The sequence below is a fragment of the Acinetobacter sp. C32I genome (genome assembly GCF_023702715.1).
Classification (GTDB): domain Bacteria; phylum Pseudomonadota; class Gammaproteobacteria; order Pseudomonadales; family Moraxellaceae; genus Acinetobacter.
In genome coordinates, this window is the sequence record NZ_CP098480.1 from 488,631 (window position 1) to 504,911 (window position 16,281).

General features: G+C 41.6%; 18 protein-coding genes. 12 read left to right on the plus strand and 6 right to left on the minus strand.

The genetic code is table 11. The annotated features are described in order from the left end of the window. Window positions 1–80: 80 nt before the first annotated feature. The gene (locus tag NDN13_RS02360) at window positions 81–1,616 is read right to left on the minus strand and encodes an acetyl-CoA C-acetyltransferase (protein ID WP_251117028.1); all 1,536 of its coding nucleotides are present in this window, start codon (window positions 1,614–1,616) and stop codon (window positions 81–83) included. A 223-nt stretch (window positions 1,617–1,839) separates the two neighbouring features. On the opposite strand from NDN13_RS02360, the gene NDN13_RS02365 reads away from it, so the two are divergent. The 3 genes from NDN13_RS02365 to NDN13_RS02375 all read left to right on the plus strand — a co-directional run bounded on the left by NDN13_RS02365 (window position 1,840) and on the right by NDN13_RS02375 (window position 5,486). Next, complete coding sequence (locus NDN13_RS02365; protein WP_004807931.1) at window positions 1,840–3,231, plus strand: 3-oxoacyl-ACP reductase; 1,392 nt, start codon at window positions 1,840–1,842, stop codon at window positions 3,229–3,231. 65 nt (window positions 3,232–3,296) lie between these two features. Beyond that, a complete protein-coding gene (locus NDN13_RS02370) occupies window positions 3,297–4,151 on the plus strand; it encodes a MaoC family dehydratase (protein WP_251117029.1) in 855 nt (284 codons plus the stop codon). An 81-nt stretch (window positions 4,152–4,232) separates the two neighbouring features. Beyond that, window positions 4,233–5,486 (plus strand): serine hydrolase domain-containing protein, encoded by a 1,254-nt coding sequence (locus NDN13_RS02375; RefSeq protein ID WP_251117030.1) that lies wholly within the window; start codon window positions 4,233–4,235, stop codon window positions 5,484–5,486. Here NDN13_RS02375 and NDN13_RS02380 read toward each other — a convergent pair. Both NDN13_RS02380 and NDN13_RS02385 read right to left on the minus strand, forming a co-directional pair. Next, window positions 5,483–6,001 carry a GNAT family N-acetyltransferase gene (locus NDN13_RS02380; RefSeq protein ID WP_251117031.1) on the minus strand — a complete coding sequence of 173 codons (519 nt, stop codon included), beginning with the start codon at window positions 5,999–6,001 and terminating at the stop codon, window positions 5,483–5,485. The genes NDN13_RS02375 and NDN13_RS02380 overlap by 4 nt on opposite strands. Window positions 6,002–6,008: 7 nt before the next feature. Then, window positions 6,009–6,599 carry a TetR family transcriptional regulator gene (locus NDN13_RS02385; protein WP_251117032.1) on the minus strand — a complete coding sequence of 197 codons (591 nt, stop codon included), beginning with the start codon at window positions 6,597–6,599 and terminating at the stop codon, window positions 6,009–6,011. Window positions 6,600–6,726: 127 nt separating this feature from the next. Between NDN13_RS02385 and NDN13_RS02390 the strand changes: the two genes are divergently transcribed. Together NDN13_RS02390 and NDN13_RS02395 are read left to right on the plus strand one after the other, a co-directional pair. Further along, window positions 6,727–8,217 (plus strand): MFS transporter, encoded by a 1,491-nt coding sequence (locus NDN13_RS02390; protein WP_251117033.1) that lies wholly within the window; start codon window positions 6,727–6,729, stop codon window positions 8,215–8,217. Between the two features lie 147 nt (window positions 8,218–8,364). Next, window positions 8,365–8,985 (plus strand): GAD-like domain-containing protein, encoded by a 621-nt coding sequence (locus NDN13_RS02395; protein WP_251117034.1) that lies wholly within the window; start codon window positions 8,365–8,367, stop codon window positions 8,983–8,985. A gap of 8 nt (window positions 8,986–8,993) precedes the next feature. On the opposite strand, the gene NDN13_RS02400 is transcribed toward NDN13_RS02395, so the two are convergent. Both NDN13_RS02400 and NDN13_RS02405 read right to left on the minus strand, forming a co-directional pair. Continuing rightward, a complete protein-coding gene (locus NDN13_RS02400) occupies window positions 8,994–9,587 on the minus strand; it encodes a Maf family protein (RefSeq protein WP_251117035.1) in 594 nt (197 codons plus the stop codon). Further along, the gene (locus NDN13_RS02405; protein WP_004653014.1) at window positions 9,587–9,970 is read right to left on the minus strand and encodes a DUF2237 family protein; all 384 of its coding nucleotides are present in this window, start codon (window positions 9,968–9,970) and stop codon (window positions 9,587–9,589) included. Before NDN13_RS02405 ends, NDN13_RS02400 begins: the two co-directional genes overlap by 1 nt. A 139-nt stretch (window positions 9,971–10,109) precedes the next feature. Between NDN13_RS02405 and NDN13_RS02410 the strand changes: the two genes are divergently transcribed. Continuing rightward, on the plus strand, window positions 10,110–11,297 hold the full coding sequence (locus NDN13_RS02410) for a phosphoglycerate kinase (protein WP_005202901.1): 1,188 nt from the start codon (window positions 10,110–10,112) through the stop codon (window positions 11,295–11,297). 154 nt (window positions 11,298–11,451) lie between these two features. Then, window positions 11,452–11,697 carry a hypothetical protein gene (locus NDN13_RS02415; protein WP_016541143.1) on the plus strand — a complete coding sequence of 82 codons (246 nt, stop codon included), beginning with the start codon at window positions 11,452–11,454 and terminating at the stop codon, window positions 11,695–11,697. A 49-nt stretch (window positions 11,698–11,746) separates the two neighbouring features. Here the strand turns inward: NDN13_RS02415 and NDN13_RS02420 are convergent, their stop codons facing one another. Continuing rightward, window positions 11,747–12,130, minus strand: a complete 384-nt coding sequence (locus tag NDN13_RS02420) for a hypothetical protein (protein WP_251117036.1) — start codon at window positions 12,128–12,130, stop codon at window positions 11,747–11,749. A gap of 255 nt (window positions 12,131–12,385) precedes the next feature. Between NDN13_RS02420 and NDN13_RS02425 the strand changes: the two genes are divergently transcribed. The 5 genes from NDN13_RS02425 to NDN13_RS02445 are packed head-to-tail and all read left to right on the plus strand — an operon-like array spanning window position 12,386 to window position 16,261. Next, window positions 12,386–12,964, plus strand: coding sequence for a nitroreductase family protein (locus NDN13_RS02425; RefSeq protein WP_251117037.1), 579 nt, complete (start codon window positions 12,386–12,388; stop codon window positions 12,962–12,964). A gap of 51 nt (window positions 12,965–13,015) precedes the next feature. Then, window positions 13,016–14,089, plus strand: a complete 1,074-nt coding sequence (locus NDN13_RS02430; protein ID WP_251117038.1) for an NAD(P)H-dependent glycerol-3-phosphate dehydrogenase — start codon at window positions 13,016–13,018, stop codon at window positions 14,087–14,089. Between the two features lie 57 nt (window positions 14,090–14,146). Then, window positions 14,147–14,602, plus strand: coding sequence for a SixA phosphatase family protein (locus NDN13_RS02435; RefSeq protein WP_251117039.1), 456 nt, complete (start codon window positions 14,147–14,149; stop codon window positions 14,600–14,602). Between the two features lie 40 nt (window positions 14,603–14,642). Further along, a complete protein-coding gene (gene gspL, locus NDN13_RS02440; protein WP_251117040.1) occupies window positions 14,643–15,782 on the plus strand; it encodes a type II secretion system protein GspL in 1,140 nt (379 codons plus the stop codon). Continuing rightward, on the plus strand, window positions 15,782–16,261 hold the full coding sequence (locus NDN13_RS02445) for a type II secretion system protein M (protein WP_251117041.1): 480 nt from the start codon (window positions 15,782–15,784) through the stop codon (window positions 16,259–16,261). Before gspL ends, NDN13_RS02445 begins: the two co-directional genes overlap by 1 nt. Window positions 16,262–16,281 lie beyond the last annotated feature (20 nt).

Here is a 16,281-nt window from a genome sequence, read left to right on the forward strand (position 1 = left end):
CAGGATATTGCTAGGTAAAAATGCCATAAATAAAAAAAGCTGAATCAAATGATTCAGCTTTTTTATGGGCAGATGAACAATTATTTTTCAATAATCGCCGTTACACCTTGACCACCAGCAGCACAGATCGAAACAAGAATACGACCTGAACCTTTTTCATTTAAGATTTTCGCAGCAGTCGCGATGATACGACCACCTGTAGCAGCGAATGGGTGACCCGCAGCTAAAGAAGAACCTTTGATGTTGAGCTTGCTACGATCAATTGAACCTAAAGGTGCATCTAAACCTAAACGCTCTTTACAGAATTTTTCATCTTCCCAAGCTTTCAAGGTAGAAAGAACTTGTGATGCAAATGCTTCGTGGATTTCATAGTAGTCGAAATCTTGAAGTTTAAGGCCAGCACGCTCAAGCATACGCGGAACTGCATAAGCAGGCGCCATCAATAAACCTTCTTTCTTACCAACGAAATCAACTGCGGCAGTTTCAGAGAAAGTTAAGTAAGCAAGTATTTCGTGACCATTTGCTTTCGCCCATTCTTCAGACGCTAAAAGTACACATGAAGCACCATCAGTCAGTGGAGTCGAGTTACCCGCTGTCATGGTTGCAGCTTCGCCTTTACCAAAGACTGGTTTTAATTTTGCTAATTTCTCAGCAGTCGAGTCAGCACGTAAGTTGTTGTCACGATTTAAACCCAAGAATGGTGTAATTAAGTCATCGAAGAAACCTTCTTCATATGCTTTTGCCATTTTTTGGTGAGAAGAAGCAGCAAGAATATCTTGCTCTTCACGTGGAATACCCCACTCAAGCGCAGTGATTGCTTGATGGTCGCCCATAGATAAACCTGTACGTGGCTCACCATTTTTAGGTGCATCCATAAGATCTTTAACATTAATTTTTGCTAAAGCTTTTAAACGGTCTTTACCAGTTTTAGCAATGTTAAGCTCAAGCAGGGCTTTACGTAAGCCGTCACCGAAAGCGATTGGTGCATCAGAAGTGGTATCAACACCGCCTGCGATACCTACTTCGATTTGACCTAAAGCAATTTTGTTTGCTACAAGGAAGGCTGCTTGTAAGCCAGTACCACATGCTTGTTGAATGTCATATGCAGGGGTTTCTGGCGCAAGTTGAGTATTTAAAACACACTCACGAGTCATGTTGAAATCACGGCTGTGCTTTAATACTGCACCAGCAACCACTTCACCTAGGCGTTGACCTTGTAGGTTGAAGCGCTCAACCAAACCGTTTAACGCAGCTGTAAACATGTCGATGTTAGAAGCTGTGAAATAAGCGCCGTTAGAGCGAGCGAAAGGAATACGGTTACCGCCGATAATGGCAACACGGCGCACAGTGTTTTGGCTCATGGTTTTATCCTGTTGAACAGAAGGTTTGGTTGTTTTAGCTGTAGCTGCTTTTGTCGTCGTAGACGCAGCAGTGCTTTTTGTAGTCCCCGCACTACGTGTTGTAGAGCGAGCACGCGTTGTTTTAGGTGTCGTCGTTGCCGCTTTAGATGTTGTGCTTGCAGTTTTACGTGAAGTTGAAGCTGCTTTTGATGTATTTGACACAGTCTCTTGAGCGGAAGTCTCGACTGCTGGATTTTCTTGAGTTGTTTTGCTCATAAGGCTTTTCCAAGCATAATTGCGAAATTCTTGCTACAAACATACCATATTTCCAATAGTGCTGTATTGACTAGAATGACGCTTGAGACCACATTCAGGTCAAGACATCTAGACATGAACTCAAGTATGATTTGCTATGAGTCAATCAGACATTGATTTCATGCCATATCCCAACATGATTCATGTGTTTGTAACAAATTCATTTGTATGAGAGATAATAACCATGACTGATCAGTACCAAGCATTTACACAATCACCTTTAGGTAAGTTTGTCGTAAAAAATCTAGGTTTACCATCACCAGTAGCACTAGATCGTTTTGAAAGTGCTCAACCAGTTGTAAATGGTGCAGTATTGCTTGGCGCAGCACCATCAAGCACGATTTCTGCTGCGATTGCTCAAGTTCTTAGCAATATTCATGCAGATAGCTATGTCGGTAATAATGTTGAATTACAACAAACGGCTGCAAAGGTCGGTTTAAATCTTCGTCCTCTTAATGCAGATGATAAAGAATCTAAGTTTAAAGCGGTTGTATTTGATGCGTCTGGCATTCAAGATTCAGAACAATTAAAAGCGTTATATGACTTCTTCAATCCAATCGCGCGTCAAATCTCAAGTTCAGGTCGTGTGATCGTGATTGGTACTACACCTGAAACTGCGAAAACAGTCAAACAAGCGATTGCACAACGTGCGCTTGAAGGTTTTATCAAATCTGTTGGTAAAGAGTTCAAAAAGGGTATTACTGCTCAAGTGGTTTATGTGGACCAAGGTGCAGAAGCAAATCTTGAATCAACTTTACGTTTCTTGATTTCACCACGTTCTGCTTATGTCTCTGGTCAAGTGATCCGTGTGTCTAAAGCAGATGTGGTTGATTTAGATTGGGCGAAGCCACTTGCAGGTAAAACAGCATTAGTGACTGGTGCGAGTCGTGGTATTGGTGAAGCGATTGCGCATGTATTGGCGCGTGATGGTGCACATGTCATTTGTTTGGATGTTCCCCAACAACAAGCTGATTTAGAGCGTGTTGCAGGTTCAATTGGTGGTTCAGTATTGGCAATCGACATCACTGCTGCTGATGCGGGTGAGAAAATTAAAACTGCTGCTGCAAAACAAGGCGGCGTAGATGTGATCGTACATAACGCTGGAATTACCCGTGACAAAACTTTAGCGAATATGAAGCCTGAGCTTTGGGATCTAGTAATCAATATTAACTTGTCTGCAATTGAGCGTGTTAATGATTACTTACTTTCTCATGATGGTTTAAATGCCAATGGTCGTATCGTTTGTGTATCATCAATCAGTGGTATCGCAGGTAACCTTGGTCAAACCAACTATGCTGTGTCAAAAGCAGGTGTAATTGGTTTGGTTAAATTTACTGCGCCGACATTAAAGAATGGTATTACCATCAATGCGGTTGCACCAGGTTTTATCGAAACACAAATGACTGCCGCGATTCCATTCGCGATTCGTGAAGCAGGTCGTCGTATGAACTCGATGAACCAAGGTGGCTTACCTGTAGATGTGGCTGAAGCAATTGCGTGGTATGCTTCTACTGGTTCAACAGGTGTGACAGGTAACGTTGTTCGTGTCTGCGGTCAAAGCTTGTTAGGTGCCTAAGCATTAGGGTTTTGAAGAGGGGTGCTTGTGCATCCCTTTTTTATAAAAATATTGAAAGGTTCATTATGAATACACGTCATTTTAGTCAGTTGCCAAAACCTTATTTAGCTTATCCAAAAGTCATTCAAGGTCTCATTTTCAAAAAGCCAAAAGGTGAAAAAGTTCTGCCACAAGTTGAGTATGTGGTGGATACACTTAAGATTGATAGCAAACATTTAGAAAGCTATAACGAGATTTGTGGTTTTAAAAATGATGGTTTCGTGCCAGCAATCTATTTGGCAGTTTTGTCGCAAAGTTTGCAAATGCACATGATGACCAGTGAAGCATTTCCATTCCCAATCTTAGGCTTGGTGCATATTCGTAACCAAATCAAGCAAACTCGCAAAATTGCTGTGAATGAGCAAATCACTTTATCGTGCAAGTTTGGCGAGCTAAAACCGCATGACAAAGGTTTACAGTTTGATTTCATCACGACTGCGAAAGTCGGTGGTGAAGTGGTGATGGAAAGTTTAACCACTTATTTATCACGCCAAAAAACTGAGAAAAAAGCAGTTGAAAAAGCCAAAGAAGTGAAAGAACCTGCTTACCAACCACAAGCAGAATGGAATATTTCTGAAAATACCGGCCGTCGTTATGCCGTGATTTCGGGTGACTTTAACTTGATTCATATCCATGCTGTGACTGCAAAAGCGTTTGGCTTTAAACAGGCGATTGCACATGGGATGTGGAGCAAAGCTAAAGCTTTGGCAAGTATCGAATTAACTGCGGCTTATGAGGCAGATGTTTGGTTTAAACTACCGATGTTCTTACCATCTACGGTGGAGTTTTTAACTGCAGCCGAGCCAAAACAAACAGATTTTTTAATTCGTAATGTGAAATCTAAAAAGCCACATGTTGCGGGTACAGTAAAAGCCCTTTAGTACTATCATATAATGTAAATAATCCCTGGTGTTCGCAACAGGGATCTGCTAACAAGTATAAATATCATAAGGATTTGAGCTTTGATTAAAGAACTTTTATTTGCTGATACACATCATTATCACGGCAGTGTTGATGAACGCTTTATTGATTTGGCGAGCCAATTTAGCCGTCTGCAAGATGCGAGAACCCAGCAAGGTGGTGCTGCATTGGTGGTGTATTTCCAAGGTCAAAAAGTTGTTGATATTTATACGGGTAAAAAATCTCAAGAACAAGATTGGCAATCCAATACTTTAGCCATGTGCTATTCAACAGGGAAAGGCATTCTGGCAACACTTGCACATATTTTGGTGAGTGAAGGTGTGCTGGATTATGAGCAACCGATTGCACATTATTGGCCTGAGTTCGCTCAGAATGGTAAAGCCAATATTACTTTACGTCATGTTTTATCGCATCAAAGCGGTTTATTTGACATTCGCAATACTATTGAAACCGCAACAGAAATGCTGGATTGGTCGCATATGCTGGATGTGATAGCCGCAGCGACACCACGTTTTGCTGCTGGACAAAGTTTTGCCTATCAGCCTTTGACCTATGGGTGGATTTTGGGTGGAGTGCTTGAGAAAGCAGCCAAACAACCTCTGAGTTGGCTGATGCAACGTTATCTGGTACAACCGCTTGAACTGGATGGCGCATATTTTGGGACACCAACATCGGAATTAAATCGTGTTGCGCGTTTGTTGGAACAGCCGAAAACAGCATCTCAAGCTAAACCGCAAAGCAAGAAAGACAATGCTCCACGTAAAGCATCCTTATCAGAACGCTTATTGGAGCTCTCTGGGCAAAGCCCGCAAGATTTTCAAGATGCCATGATTCCGAAAGGCATGCGTCATTTTAGTTTTTATAGTGATGCAGGTTTGCAAGCTGTGATTCCTGCGGCCAATGGGGTATTTACAGCAGATAGTTTGGCTAAAGTCTATGCGATGCTTGCTAACCAAGGAGAGTGGCAGGGTCAGCAATTGATTCGCCCAGAAGTATTTAAGCAACTCAGTACGGTACAAAGCAAAGCACGTGATCGCGTGATGCCAATTCCAATGCATTGGCGTTTGGGCTATCACCGGATCTTGACCATGGGCAAACGTGCACCACACGGCTTTGGACATGTCGGCTTTAATGGCTCAGGGGCGTGGTGTGATTTTGAGCGTGAACTCAGTTTTGCTTATACCCATAATTTTAATATTACCTCGGCAACAGGCGATTATCGTCTATGGGGCTTGAGCCAAGAAACGCTTCGCTGTGCAGATGAAATACGAACAGGTCGAAAAGGCTGGTTTTAATTCGCCTTAGGTTGATAGCGTGGAATGTGGTAAATCACCGCCTCATATTTGCTTTCCGTCTTGTATGCAGCAATAGTTCCACCTAAAAGTTCAGCCAGTTTACGACTTGGCTGATTATCCACAGCAACAGGGTATAAGAAATATTGGGCTGCGAGATGAGTAGAGGCCCAACGAAATACTTCTAAAATCGCTTCTTTGGCAAAACCTTGATTGTGGCAATCTTCCCGAATCCATAGTCCCAGTTCAGGTGTTGCGGTCTGCATTCGATGCACACCGATAAGACCAATAAACGCCTGATCTTGTTTACGACGTAACACAAAATGTCGGTCGGTATTTTTTGCTTCTGCCAATAACCATTGTTGACCAATTTTTTCTTGCTCAGTGAAGCTTTGAGCAGGTTCCCAATCCATATAACGGGTTAATGTTGTTGTTACACAAGGATAGATATCAGCAAGGTCATCCATTTGAAATACAAATAAATCGAGTCTTGCTGTTTGTAATAATGCTCGTTTCATTGTTTACTCATTTTGATTTTTGAAATAGTTCTGCTTGAATAATCGCTTCAGTATGACGTTTAAAATCGATTTCATTTAAGCCAATCAGCCCTAGTTTGTAAATCCCTTCCAAGCCACAGACGAAAGCAATCAAGCGCCATGCGATATCGTGACTATCAGTGTCGAAATGAAATTCACCTTGGGTTTGACCTTCATCAATCATCCGTACAATTGAGCGATGCCAGTCCTGCATGGCAATGTTATAAGCCTGTTTGATTTCCTGATCTTGATCAATTAAAACTTCAGCCTCATTCCATAAGCGTAAATAGGGTTGAATTTGTTCAATATTTTCACAGCCGAGCAATAGAGAAAGACGTTGCAGGTAATTGACAGTCGTCACCTGATTTTCAATTTCGTCCAATTGCTGCATCAATTTAATAAAAGCTTCGGCCTTAAGCTGTGAGCTAGATGCAAAATGGTGATGCACCTGCCCAGTTGATGTTTGAGCTTCAGTCGCGATACGGCGAACCGTCATAGCGGAAAAACCTTCGTTTAAGGCAAGTTGCATGGCGGCTTGCAAAATCATTTCACGACGTTGTTCACGGTTTAAATAAGCCATTCTTTCTTTAGCACCTCTATACATATACAAATCAGAAACAAACTCACTTAAATCCAAAAGTTGGACAGGTGTTCAATTTTGGTTATAATAACGCCAATTTGAACAGTTGTCCAATTTAGAGGCATTTATGTCACGCAAGTGGTTAATTCTTGCAATTGTTGTATTGATCTATATTCCTGTCGCGATTGATGCAACCATTTTACATGTGGCGACACCCACTTTGAGTGAGTCGCTTTCTTCCTCAGCCAACGAGCTGTTATGGATCATTGATATTTATTCACTGGTCATGGCGGGGCTGATTTTACCGATGGGTGCCTTAGGGGATCGTATTGGTTATAAACGCCTGATGATCATCGGTGCGGTGTTATTTGGTCTTGCCTCATTGGCAGCCGCATTTTCACCAACCGCATGGGTATTGATTGCTTCACGTGCTTTATTGGCCGTGGGCGGGGCAATGATTCTGCCTGCAACTTTGTCCGCAGTGCGTAATACCTTCCTTGATGAAAAGCAGCGTAACTTCGCTTTAGGGATCTGGGCAACGGTCGGTGGTGGTGGCGCAGCCTTTGGCCCATTACTGGGTGGTTTTTTGCTTGAGCATTTCCATTGGGGTTCAGTATTCCTCATCAATGTGCCCATTATGATTGCCGTGGTGGTATTGGCTGCACTCTTGATCCCGAAGCAAACAGGCCAGCCAAAGCAAAATCTGAATTTGTTACAAGCCTTGGTCTTGGTGGTTGCTATCCTGAGTATGATTTACGCCGTGAAATCGGTGATGCATGGCTTTACTGTGTGGTCGATTTTAATTTTTGCCGTTGGTTTTAGTTTGTTGGTTGGCTTTATTCGTCAGCAGCTGACTTCAAAATCGCCAATGATCGATATCCAATTGTTTAAACATCCTGTGATTGCAACAGGGGTCGTTATGGCGATTGTCTCGATGATGGCCTTGGTCGGATTCGAACTGTTGGTTTCGCAAGAGCTGCAATTTGTGTATCAGCTTTCGCCATTGGCAGCAGGGGCATTTATTCTACCGTTTATGATTGCGATTAGTTTGGGTGGTCCTATTGCCAGTATGTTGGTCAATCGCTTTGGTCTACGCTCTGTCGCATCACTTGGTATGCTGATGAGTGCAATCAGTCTGTGGGGCTTGGCCAATACCAATTTGATGCAAGCACAAATCCATGCATGGGCATGGATGGTGTTATTAGGTTTAAGTGTGGAAATTGCCTTGCTGTCTTCAACCTCAGCAATTATGTCCTCTGTTCCACCGAGCAAGGCCACTGCCGCAGGTGCGATTGAAGGGATGGCATACGAGTTAGGTGCAGGTTTAGGCATCGCATTTTTTGGTCTGATGTTGTCATGGTTCTATGCCAACTCGATTGTGATTCCAAGCGATGTACCGAATAACATGCTGCAGCAGGCGAGTAGTTCAATTGGAGAAGCGATTCAAGTGGCAAAACAATTACAGCCAACAATTGCTGAACATTTGATTCAAGCTGCAAAACAGGCCTTTAGCCAATCACATCGTTCCGTATTGAACGTGGCTGCGCTGTTGTTCTTGATTCTGTCGATTTTTATTTGGTTTGCTTTACCAAAGCGAGTCACAGTGGTTGAGGAATAATCATTGACCCTGATCTAAAGTAATTTAGATCAGGGTGTTTTTGTTGGGTTGAGCTTAAACTTCTAAAAACTTAACTTATTATTTTATAGCTTGTAGAATAAGATTGGATAAATGCATGAATATCAAAATGATATGAGAGTTTAAGCTATGGATGAGTTTTTTGAATATTTTATAGAGTCTGTAGGTGAGCCATGTGCTTATATTGAAGTACCATCATTCGCCTATACAAAATATAAGGGGATATTGCCAGATGCATTATTATCCTATTGGGAAGAATATGGATGGTCTCCCTTTGCAAACGGATTGATATGGTTAACCAATCCGGAGGACTACGAAGATATCGTACAAGAATGGATTGAAGGAATTCCTGAACTTGAAGGGTTAAAATGTTATGTTTTGGCTAGAACTGCATTTGGTAGTATGTATGCATTTCAGCCAGAAATGGCTCAAATAATAAAGATACTTTGTGTCAAAGGTGTAATTGTTGGTAGTAAAGAAATAATTAGAACAAACAAGGAGTTGGAGGTGAAAACATTTTTTTCTAGTTGTAAAAAAAGAACATTTGATCTTGAGGATGATCATGGTAATTCATTATTTGATCAGGCATTCGAGAAATTTGGAGCACTTGAAGCGAATGAAGTATATGGTTTTCAGCCATTTTTAGTGCTTGGTGGCAAAGAGTCGATTGAGAATATCCAAAAAGTACGATTGGATGTACATTTGGATATTATGCGCCAATTTACTGATCTCCAGTTATATTTGATTTAAGGAAACACTTAAGGCGTATTGATCCCAAATTCACGTAAGATCTTACACAACTGAATCATCGGCAAGCCCATCAAGGTGGTTTGATCATCACCCACCATTTTTTCAAATAAGCTAATCCCCAAGCTTTCACATTTAAAACTACCCGCACAATGCAAGGGCTGGTCAATCTCAATGTAGCGCTCAATTTCTGCCAATGTCAGCTGACGGAATTTGACTTGGTAATGTTCAACCAGTGTCGTTTCAAAGCCAGATTGTAAATGTTGAACACTGAGCGCAGTGCTGAAAAATACGGTTTGACCCGAATTGGCTCGCAATTGTTGAATGGCATTTTCAACACTTAAGGGTTTACCTATAAAGTCATATGGAGCATGTTCGCGCCAAGCCACCTGATCGGAACCAATCACAATGGCATCAGGATGTTGCTGAGCAATCACACCTGCTTTCTCAAAAGCAAGACGTTTAGCCAAATCATCGGCATGTATTTCACCTGTTGAAGATTCATCAATATCAGGGGAAATACAACGATAATCCAGCCTTAAGCGATCCATCAAATCTTTGCGGGTTTGACTGCTGGACGCCAAAATCAGTTCATGTTGGTTCATTACACCGCGTATTCCACAAGGATATTCAAGGGAACATAATGCAGAACGGCATTATGGCAAGCATTCAATTTAATTGGTGGCGCTTGTCCTGCTTGATAAGCTTCAACCCAACGGGTCACACAGATACACCAAAAGTCACCAGGTTTTAGACCAGGGAAGCCGACTTCAGGTAACGGTGTAATGAGGTCATTGCCAACTTTTTGCGAGAAATTTAAAAACTCTGAGGTCATTTGGGCACACATCGTATGCTGACCTAAATCGGTGACCGCTGTGTGGCAAAAGCCATTACGAAAATACCCAGTGATCGGGTCATAACAACAGCTGGCTAAAGGTTCGCCAAGCACGTTTAAACGATTAATTTTTGGATCTGGATGAATTGACATAATAATAGAAAGATTTAGTGACGGTGATTATCATAATCAAAACTGAAGCATTCGGCAGCTTTTCTGCAAAAAAACTCACCTTTATTTCAGAGAATCATTTAAAATTACGCCGTTTTTAAAATCAACTAGAGAGCCATCCATGAATTTTCAGCGCATGACTGATCTTGATTTAGCAGGTAAACGAGTTCTTATTCGTGAAGACTTAAACGTTCCTGTAAAAAATGGGGAAATTACCAGTGATGCACGTTTACGTGCTGCATTGCCAACCATTAAAGCGGCTTTAGAAAAAGGCGCGGCAGTGATGGTATTTTCTCATCTTGGTCGTCCTGTAGAAGGTGAGCCAAAACCAGAACAATCACTTGCACCAGTTGCTGCTTATTTGAGCAAAGCGTTGGGTCAAGATGTTAAATTATTCACAGATTATTTAGATGGTGTTGAAGTCGCTGCGGGTCAAGTGGTATTACTTGAAAACGTTCGTTTCAATCACGGCGAAAAGAAAAATAACCAAGAGCTTGCGAAGAAATACGCTGCTTTATGTGATGTATTCGTGATGGATGCATTCGGTACAGCACACCGTGCAGAAGCATCAACTGAAGGTGCAGCACGTTTTGCGCCAATCGCTGCTGCAGGTCCTTTATTGGCAGCTGAGTTAGATGCGCTTGGCCGTGCAATGCAAACACCAGAAAAACCAATGGTTGCGATTGTTGCAGGCTCTAAAGTATCAACTAAACTTGATGTGTTGACTTCATTGTCTACCATCTGTGATCAATTGATCGTGGGTGGTGGTATTGCCAATACCTTCTTGGCTGCAGCTGGTTTTAATGTGGGTAAATCACTTTACGAAGCAGATTTAGTTGAAACTGCAAAACAAATTGCTGCAAAAGTGAGTGTTCCATTACCTACAGATGTTGTGGTTGCAGATGCAAGCCAAATCAACTTTGAAGATTTCCTTGGTTCATTGGCAAGTGCACAAGCCGTTGTGAAAAACGTTGCTGATGTCACTGATACCGATATGATTTTGGATGTTGGCCCTGAAACGGCTAAAGCATTTGCTGACATCTTAAAATCTTCTAAAACAATTCTTTGGAATGGTCCAGTGGGTGTTTTTGAAGTCGATCAATTCGGTGAAGGAACCAAAACACTTTCATTAGCGATTGCTGAATCTGCTGGTTTCTCGATTGCGGGTGGTGGTGACACATTGGCTGCGATTGATAAATACCAAGTTGCTGATCAAATTGGCTATATCTCAACAGGTGGTGGTGCATTCTTAGAGTTTGTTGAAGGTAAAACTTTACCAGCTGTTGCTGTTTTACTTGAGCGTGCTTAATCAGGTTTCAATTTATTGATTAATCAGAAAATAATTTAGAAAGAGTCGATGTCAATCGGCTCTTTTTACTTTTGTACAACGTTGTCGTCATTAAAATGTCACATATCTGAAATATGCTTGTCACAACTTAACCAAGTAACTGTGGAAAGCCGTGATGAAATTTAAATTAACCCTTGCTGCTCTAATTATTGCTCCAATCATGCTGACTGCATGTGCAAAGAAAGAAGAAGTGAAAAATGCTGAACAGCAAGATCAAGCAGCTTCTGCTGTAACAACACAGACGACCCCAGAGCAACAAGCTGCAATTGATGCGATTGATAAACCGAATTTAGATGAAAATAATACTGATGTTGCCGAACAAGGTGCAGCATCTGAAGTCGCTGCGAGCGAAGCGCACTAAGTGACAAAGCAGAAAAAAGCCGATGTTTCAAACATCGGCTTTTTTGTATTTATGAATTAGCCTTGCAGTAGAAGGTAAGTGTGGTTTGATAATCATCATCACGTGCGAGTGACGCATTTTTACCTGTAATCGTGCCGAGTACACCTGCAGCAGCTTCGACCATTTTACCTGTTTGCTCGTCGACAACGCCTTTTAATACACCTTGGTACGCAGTTTTTTCATCAACAACGACTGGGGCTGTGTTGCGGGTACAGGTTTTCTGTGCAGCAGTAACCGCATTGTTTTTTGCAATCAGATTGGTTTTACCAATACCTGTGACTTCGTATTGATTATTCTCTTTTTGAATCGCCAATGTGTTGGTCGGAGTAGAGGCACATGCTGTTAATCCAAGTGCTAAGCCACCAACTAAACTCATGATGAAGGTTTTTTTCATTACTTGTTCTCAAGTCGTTACATAATTGTTTTATTGGAACATAGAATTTCCGAACGCTTTTGCAGGTTCTGTACAGTTTATGCAGACACTCTGTAAATTTTCTCAAATGAATGATGAGTTTAGCGATGATGATATTTGTGATTTACCAACAAAATTCAATTATAGACATCTATGACAAGCATGAATTAAGCATAGTGAAAATCATTCAGACTATGCTAATCTAGCGCCATCCTTGTGTTAGTTAGATTCATTTCAATGACGGACTCAAATATAGAGACAATTCATCAAAATATTCATCAACGTCAATCTATTGGGCAACTCATTGAGCCTGCGCCGAATACAGAACAACTCGAAAAAGCAGTGCAAGCTGCATTGACTGCGCCTGATCATCATCGTTTAAAACCAACTCGTTTTGTGATTGTCACCCCGGAGCTACGCGCGGCTTTTGGTGAGCATTTAGCGAGTGCTTTAGCAGATTTAGGCGAGTCAGATCCAGCACAACTTGATCGAGTAAAACAGCATCCATTTCGTGCACCTTTGTTGATTTTAGCTTTAACCACGATTCAAGATCATCCTAAAGTGCCACACTTTGAACAGATTCTAAGTACAGGTGCTGCGATTCAAAACTTCTTGCTCTCTTTACAAGCGCAAGGTTTTGCAACCATGTGGCGTTCTGGGGCTGTGGTTGAATCGAATTGGTTGAAACAGCAATTGGGATTAAAACAACAGGATCTTATTTCTGGAATTATTTACATTGGAACAGCTGCGAAAGCGATTGCGCCAAGAGCAGAAATAGACAGCCAAGATTTCGTAAAAATATGGCAAGCTCACTAAGCTTTATTTTGAGCCATTCATTAAAGAAAGAAATTCGTTTCAGGATAAAAAATGTCAGAGTTAAATTTTAGCGATTTAGTTGAACCTGTTGCCGTAGATCAGAAAACAGCATTGAGAATCACGGTACTGGGTGGTGGTAGTTTTGGTACGGCAATGGCGAATTTAGCGACTAGAAATGGTTGCGATACCATGATTTGGATTCGTGATGCGGCCGTCGCAGAAGAAATTAATCAAACGCATATCAATAAACGCTATTTACCTGACTACCCACTAGAGCCAGCTTTACGCGCTGTTGCCGACTTGGAATTGGCTGTACGAGATCGTGATATTATTCTAGTTGCGATTCCGAGCCATTCATTTCGTGATGTGTTAAAACAAATTGCGCCGTTTATTACATCGCAAGCCGTGGTTTCATTGACCAAAGGGATTGAAGCAAAAACCTTTAGTTTTATGAGCGATATCATTCGTGCTGAATTACCAGAAGTGCCTTATGGTGTATTATCTGGCCCAAACCTTGCCAAAGAAATTATGGCGGGCATGCCGTCTGGGACAGTGATTGCCAGTGAATCTGAATTGGTGCGTTATGCGGTGCAACATGCTTTGCATAGTGCTTTATTTCGTGTATTTGGTAGTGATGATGTGCATGGTGTAGAACTGGGTGGTGCATTAAAAAATATTTATGCAGTTGCCATGGGAATGGGGGGGGCTTATAAGATTGGTGAAAATACCAAAAGTATGATTTTGACCCGAGCTTTGGCAGAAATGAGCCGTTTTGCAGTAAAGCAAGGGGCTAATCCTTTGACTTTCCTCGGTCTGTCTGGTGTTGGTGATTTATTTGCCACCTGTAACAGCCCATTAAGCCGTAATTACCAAATTGGTTTTGCTTTAGGTTCTGGGAAGACACTGGATCAAGCGACCAAGGAACTCGGTCAGACTGCGGAAGGGATTAATACCATCGTTCAGGTGCGAACTAAAGCTGAAGAACTTGATGTGTATATGCCGATTACCAATGCACTGTATGAAGTGATTTTTGAAGGTGCGCCGCCTATGACCATTGCGTTGTCTTTGATGAAAAATGGTCATCGCAGTGATGTGGAATTTGTTTTACCGCATCATGAAGTCTAATCAAAAAACTGTCATCTATTCGCGTTATGATACAGCTATAAAAAATAAGGTTGTTTTATGCAGTTAACTTTAGTTCGTCACGGTGAAGCGTCTCCAGCTATTAATGGAAACGATATGCAACGCCCACTTACGCCACGTGGGCATCAACAAGCTGAACAAACAGGTCAGTTTTTGAAAGATCTCATCCAACCAGAAATCTTTGTGGTCAGTCCTTTATTACGTGCGCAGGAAACTTTGGCGCATATCAAAGCACATTTTCACGGTATTCCAGTTTTAATTTGCGATAAGATTAAACCGGATGATGATGCCAAAGATGCGATTGAGTGGTTATCCAAATTGCCGTATGAGTCAATTGCTGTAGTGTGTCATATGAATGTGGTGGCACATATTGAAGAACAATTGACACATGAAGGCTTTAATCCGTTTGCATTGGCCGAAGCACGTATTTATGATCAAGCTGTGATCGCGAACGGTTTGTCGACACAAAAGAATCGTTTTACACCAACATTATAATTTTTATATATCCGCAATAGGATAAGGGTACTGAACACCGATGCTGTATTTATGGATGCCCGAAACCAATGGAACATGGTATTGGTCGGCAGGGGAAAATTGGTTGCAGGCACATAGTCTTGAACAGTTAATTCAGGACTTGAAAGAGCATCATGGAAAAGAGGCTGTGGTTTATTTTCCAAGCCGAAATGCGCAATTATTACAACAGCCAATGACCAAGGCACATTACAAACAATTGGGACAGGAAGGTGTTAAATACCTCTTGGAAGAGTTTGTCACCTTGCCAATCGATCAAATGAAAGTGGTTCATCATTTTCAAAATGATCAACTCAATATCTTGGGTGTGGCGCAATATTCGATTGAAACATGGCAACATGCACTGAGCCTTTTACCGATCCAGATTGCAGCATTTTTACCAGATTTTTTGCTTGTGCCAGAACCGGAACAGGATCAAGTGGCACTGCTGAATCTTTATGATCATTTACTGGTAAGAGAAAATGCTTGGTCAGGAAACTCAGTAGATGACCTCGCTTTATATCTTGAGTTTCAAACAGCAGAAACGCAGTATAAATTTGCAAACTTAAACGCTGGGCAACTGGAAAGTTTAGCGACGGCATCTAGTAAAGATCAGCGCACTGAGTTTAGTTATCAATTTGAACAATTATTAAGACCGAAGCAGCATCCTTTTAATGTATTACCCAAAGCAAAAAATGCAGAAACGCAATGGTCTGGTTATTGGAAAGCTGCGGCTGCCGTATTGTTAGCTGTGATTATTGTACAACTGGGCTATGATGCGCTGCGCTGGTCGAAGCTGAAAAAAGTTGCGGACCAAACTGCAGCTCAAGCGATTGAGCAATATAAAGCTTGGTTTGGTGAAGGCGGACGAGTGACTGAGCAAAATCTGAAAAGCTCATTTGAAGGCCAACTGCGGATGAGTCAACTTGGTGATACGCAAGCACTGTCATTATTAAGTCGTGTTGGTCCAATCTTGATGCAAAAACAAATTGTTGCGCAGCAGGTGAGTTATGATGCCTCGACTTTGGCAATGTCGCTTAAAGCAAAATCTGCAGATGATTTACAAGGACTAACACAACAATTAAACCAACAAGGTTTCCAAGCTGAGCTCGGTAATGTGCAGGCAGATAGTGTTGGCGCAATTGGGGTGGTGAAAGTAAAATAATGAAAGCATTAACTCGGTTACAAAACGGCTTTGATCAGAAAATTGAAGCATTGAATGAATATCTACAACGTTTATCGGTTCGTGAACGTGTGATGGTGATCTTTACCAGCATTTTTGTCATTGTGACAGTGATTGGTTTTGCGTTGTGGAAAACGCATGCATTGGCAGATCAACAACAAAAACGGTTAAATGAATTAAAAGATCTAACCGTGTGGATGCAGAGTAATGCGGCGACCATGAAACCTGCTGGTGATTCAGGTTTAACTGTAGCGGATAAAATTCAACGTACAGCTCAGCAACAAGGTTTGGCTGTGTCTTCGCAACAAAATGGAGAACAAATCCAGTTGGTGGCTGAACATCAAAACTATGCAGTATTGGCTAACTTTTTGATGCAACTGTCTCAAGCCGGCATCAGTATTCAAAAAATGGATATGGTGTCAAACAATAATCAGATTAAATTAACTGCAACAGTACAATAACCGATTAAAATAACCGTATG

Coding starts and splice junctions, on each gene's coding strand:
- NDN13_RS02360 (WP_251117028.1), bottom strand. CDS start 1,616: ATGAGCAAAACAACTCAAGAAAATCCAGCAGTCGAGACTTCCGCTCAA.
- NDN13_RS02365 (WP_004807931.1), top strand. CDS start 1,840: ATGACTGATCAGTACCAAGCATTTACACAATCACCTTTAGGTAAGTTT.
- NDN13_RS02370 (WP_251117029.1), top strand. CDS start 3,297: ATGAATACACGTCATTTTAGTCAGTTGCCAAAACCTTATTTAGCTTAT.
- NDN13_RS02380 (WP_251117031.1), bottom strand. CDS start 6,001: ATGAAACGAGCATTATTACAAACAGCAAGACTCGATTTATTTGTATTT.
- NDN13_RS02385 (WP_251117032.1), bottom strand. CDS start 6,599: ATGGCTTATTTAAACCGTGAACAACGTCGTGAAATGATTTTGCAAGCC.
- NDN13_RS02390 (WP_251117033.1), top strand. CDS start 6,727: ATGTCACGCAAGTGGTTAATTCTTGCAATTGTTGTATTGATCTATATT.
- NDN13_RS02395 (WP_251117034.1), top strand. CDS start 8,365: ATGGATGAGTTTTTTGAATATTTTATAGAGTCTGTAGGTGAGCCATGT.
- NDN13_RS02400 (WP_251117035.1), bottom strand. CDS start 9,587: ATGAACCAACATGAACTGATTTTGGCGTCCAGCAGTCAAACCCGCAAA.
- NDN13_RS02405 (WP_004653014.1), bottom strand. CDS start 9,970: ATGTCAATTCATCCAGATCCAAAAATTAATCGTTTAAACGTGCTTGGC.
- NDN13_RS02410 (WP_005202901.1), top strand. CDS start 10,110: ATGAATTTTCAGCGCATGACTGATCTTGATTTAGCAGGTAAACGAGTT.
- NDN13_RS02415 (WP_016541143.1), top strand. CDS start 11,452: ATGAAATTTAAATTAACCCTTGCTGCTCTAATTATTGCTCCAATCATG.
- NDN13_RS02420 (WP_251117036.1), bottom strand. CDS start 12,130: ATGAAAAAAACCTTCATCATGAGTTTAGTTGGTGGCTTAGCACTTGGA.
- NDN13_RS02425 (WP_251117037.1), top strand. CDS start 12,386: ATGACGGACTCAAATATAGAGACAATTCATCAAAATATTCATCAACGT.
- NDN13_RS02430 (WP_251117038.1), top strand. CDS start 13,016: ATGTCAGAGTTAAATTTTAGCGATTTAGTTGAACCTGTTGCCGTAGAT.
- NDN13_RS02435 (WP_251117039.1), top strand. CDS start 14,147: ATGCAGTTAACTTTAGTTCGTCACGGTGAAGCGTCTCCAGCTATTAAT.
- gspL (WP_251117040.1), top strand. CDS start 14,643: ATGCTGTATTTATGGATGCCCGAAACCAATGGAACATGGTATTGGTCG.
- NDN13_RS02445 (WP_251117041.1), top strand. CDS start 15,782: ATGAAAGCATTAACTCGGTTACAAAACGGCTTTGATCAGAAAATTGAA.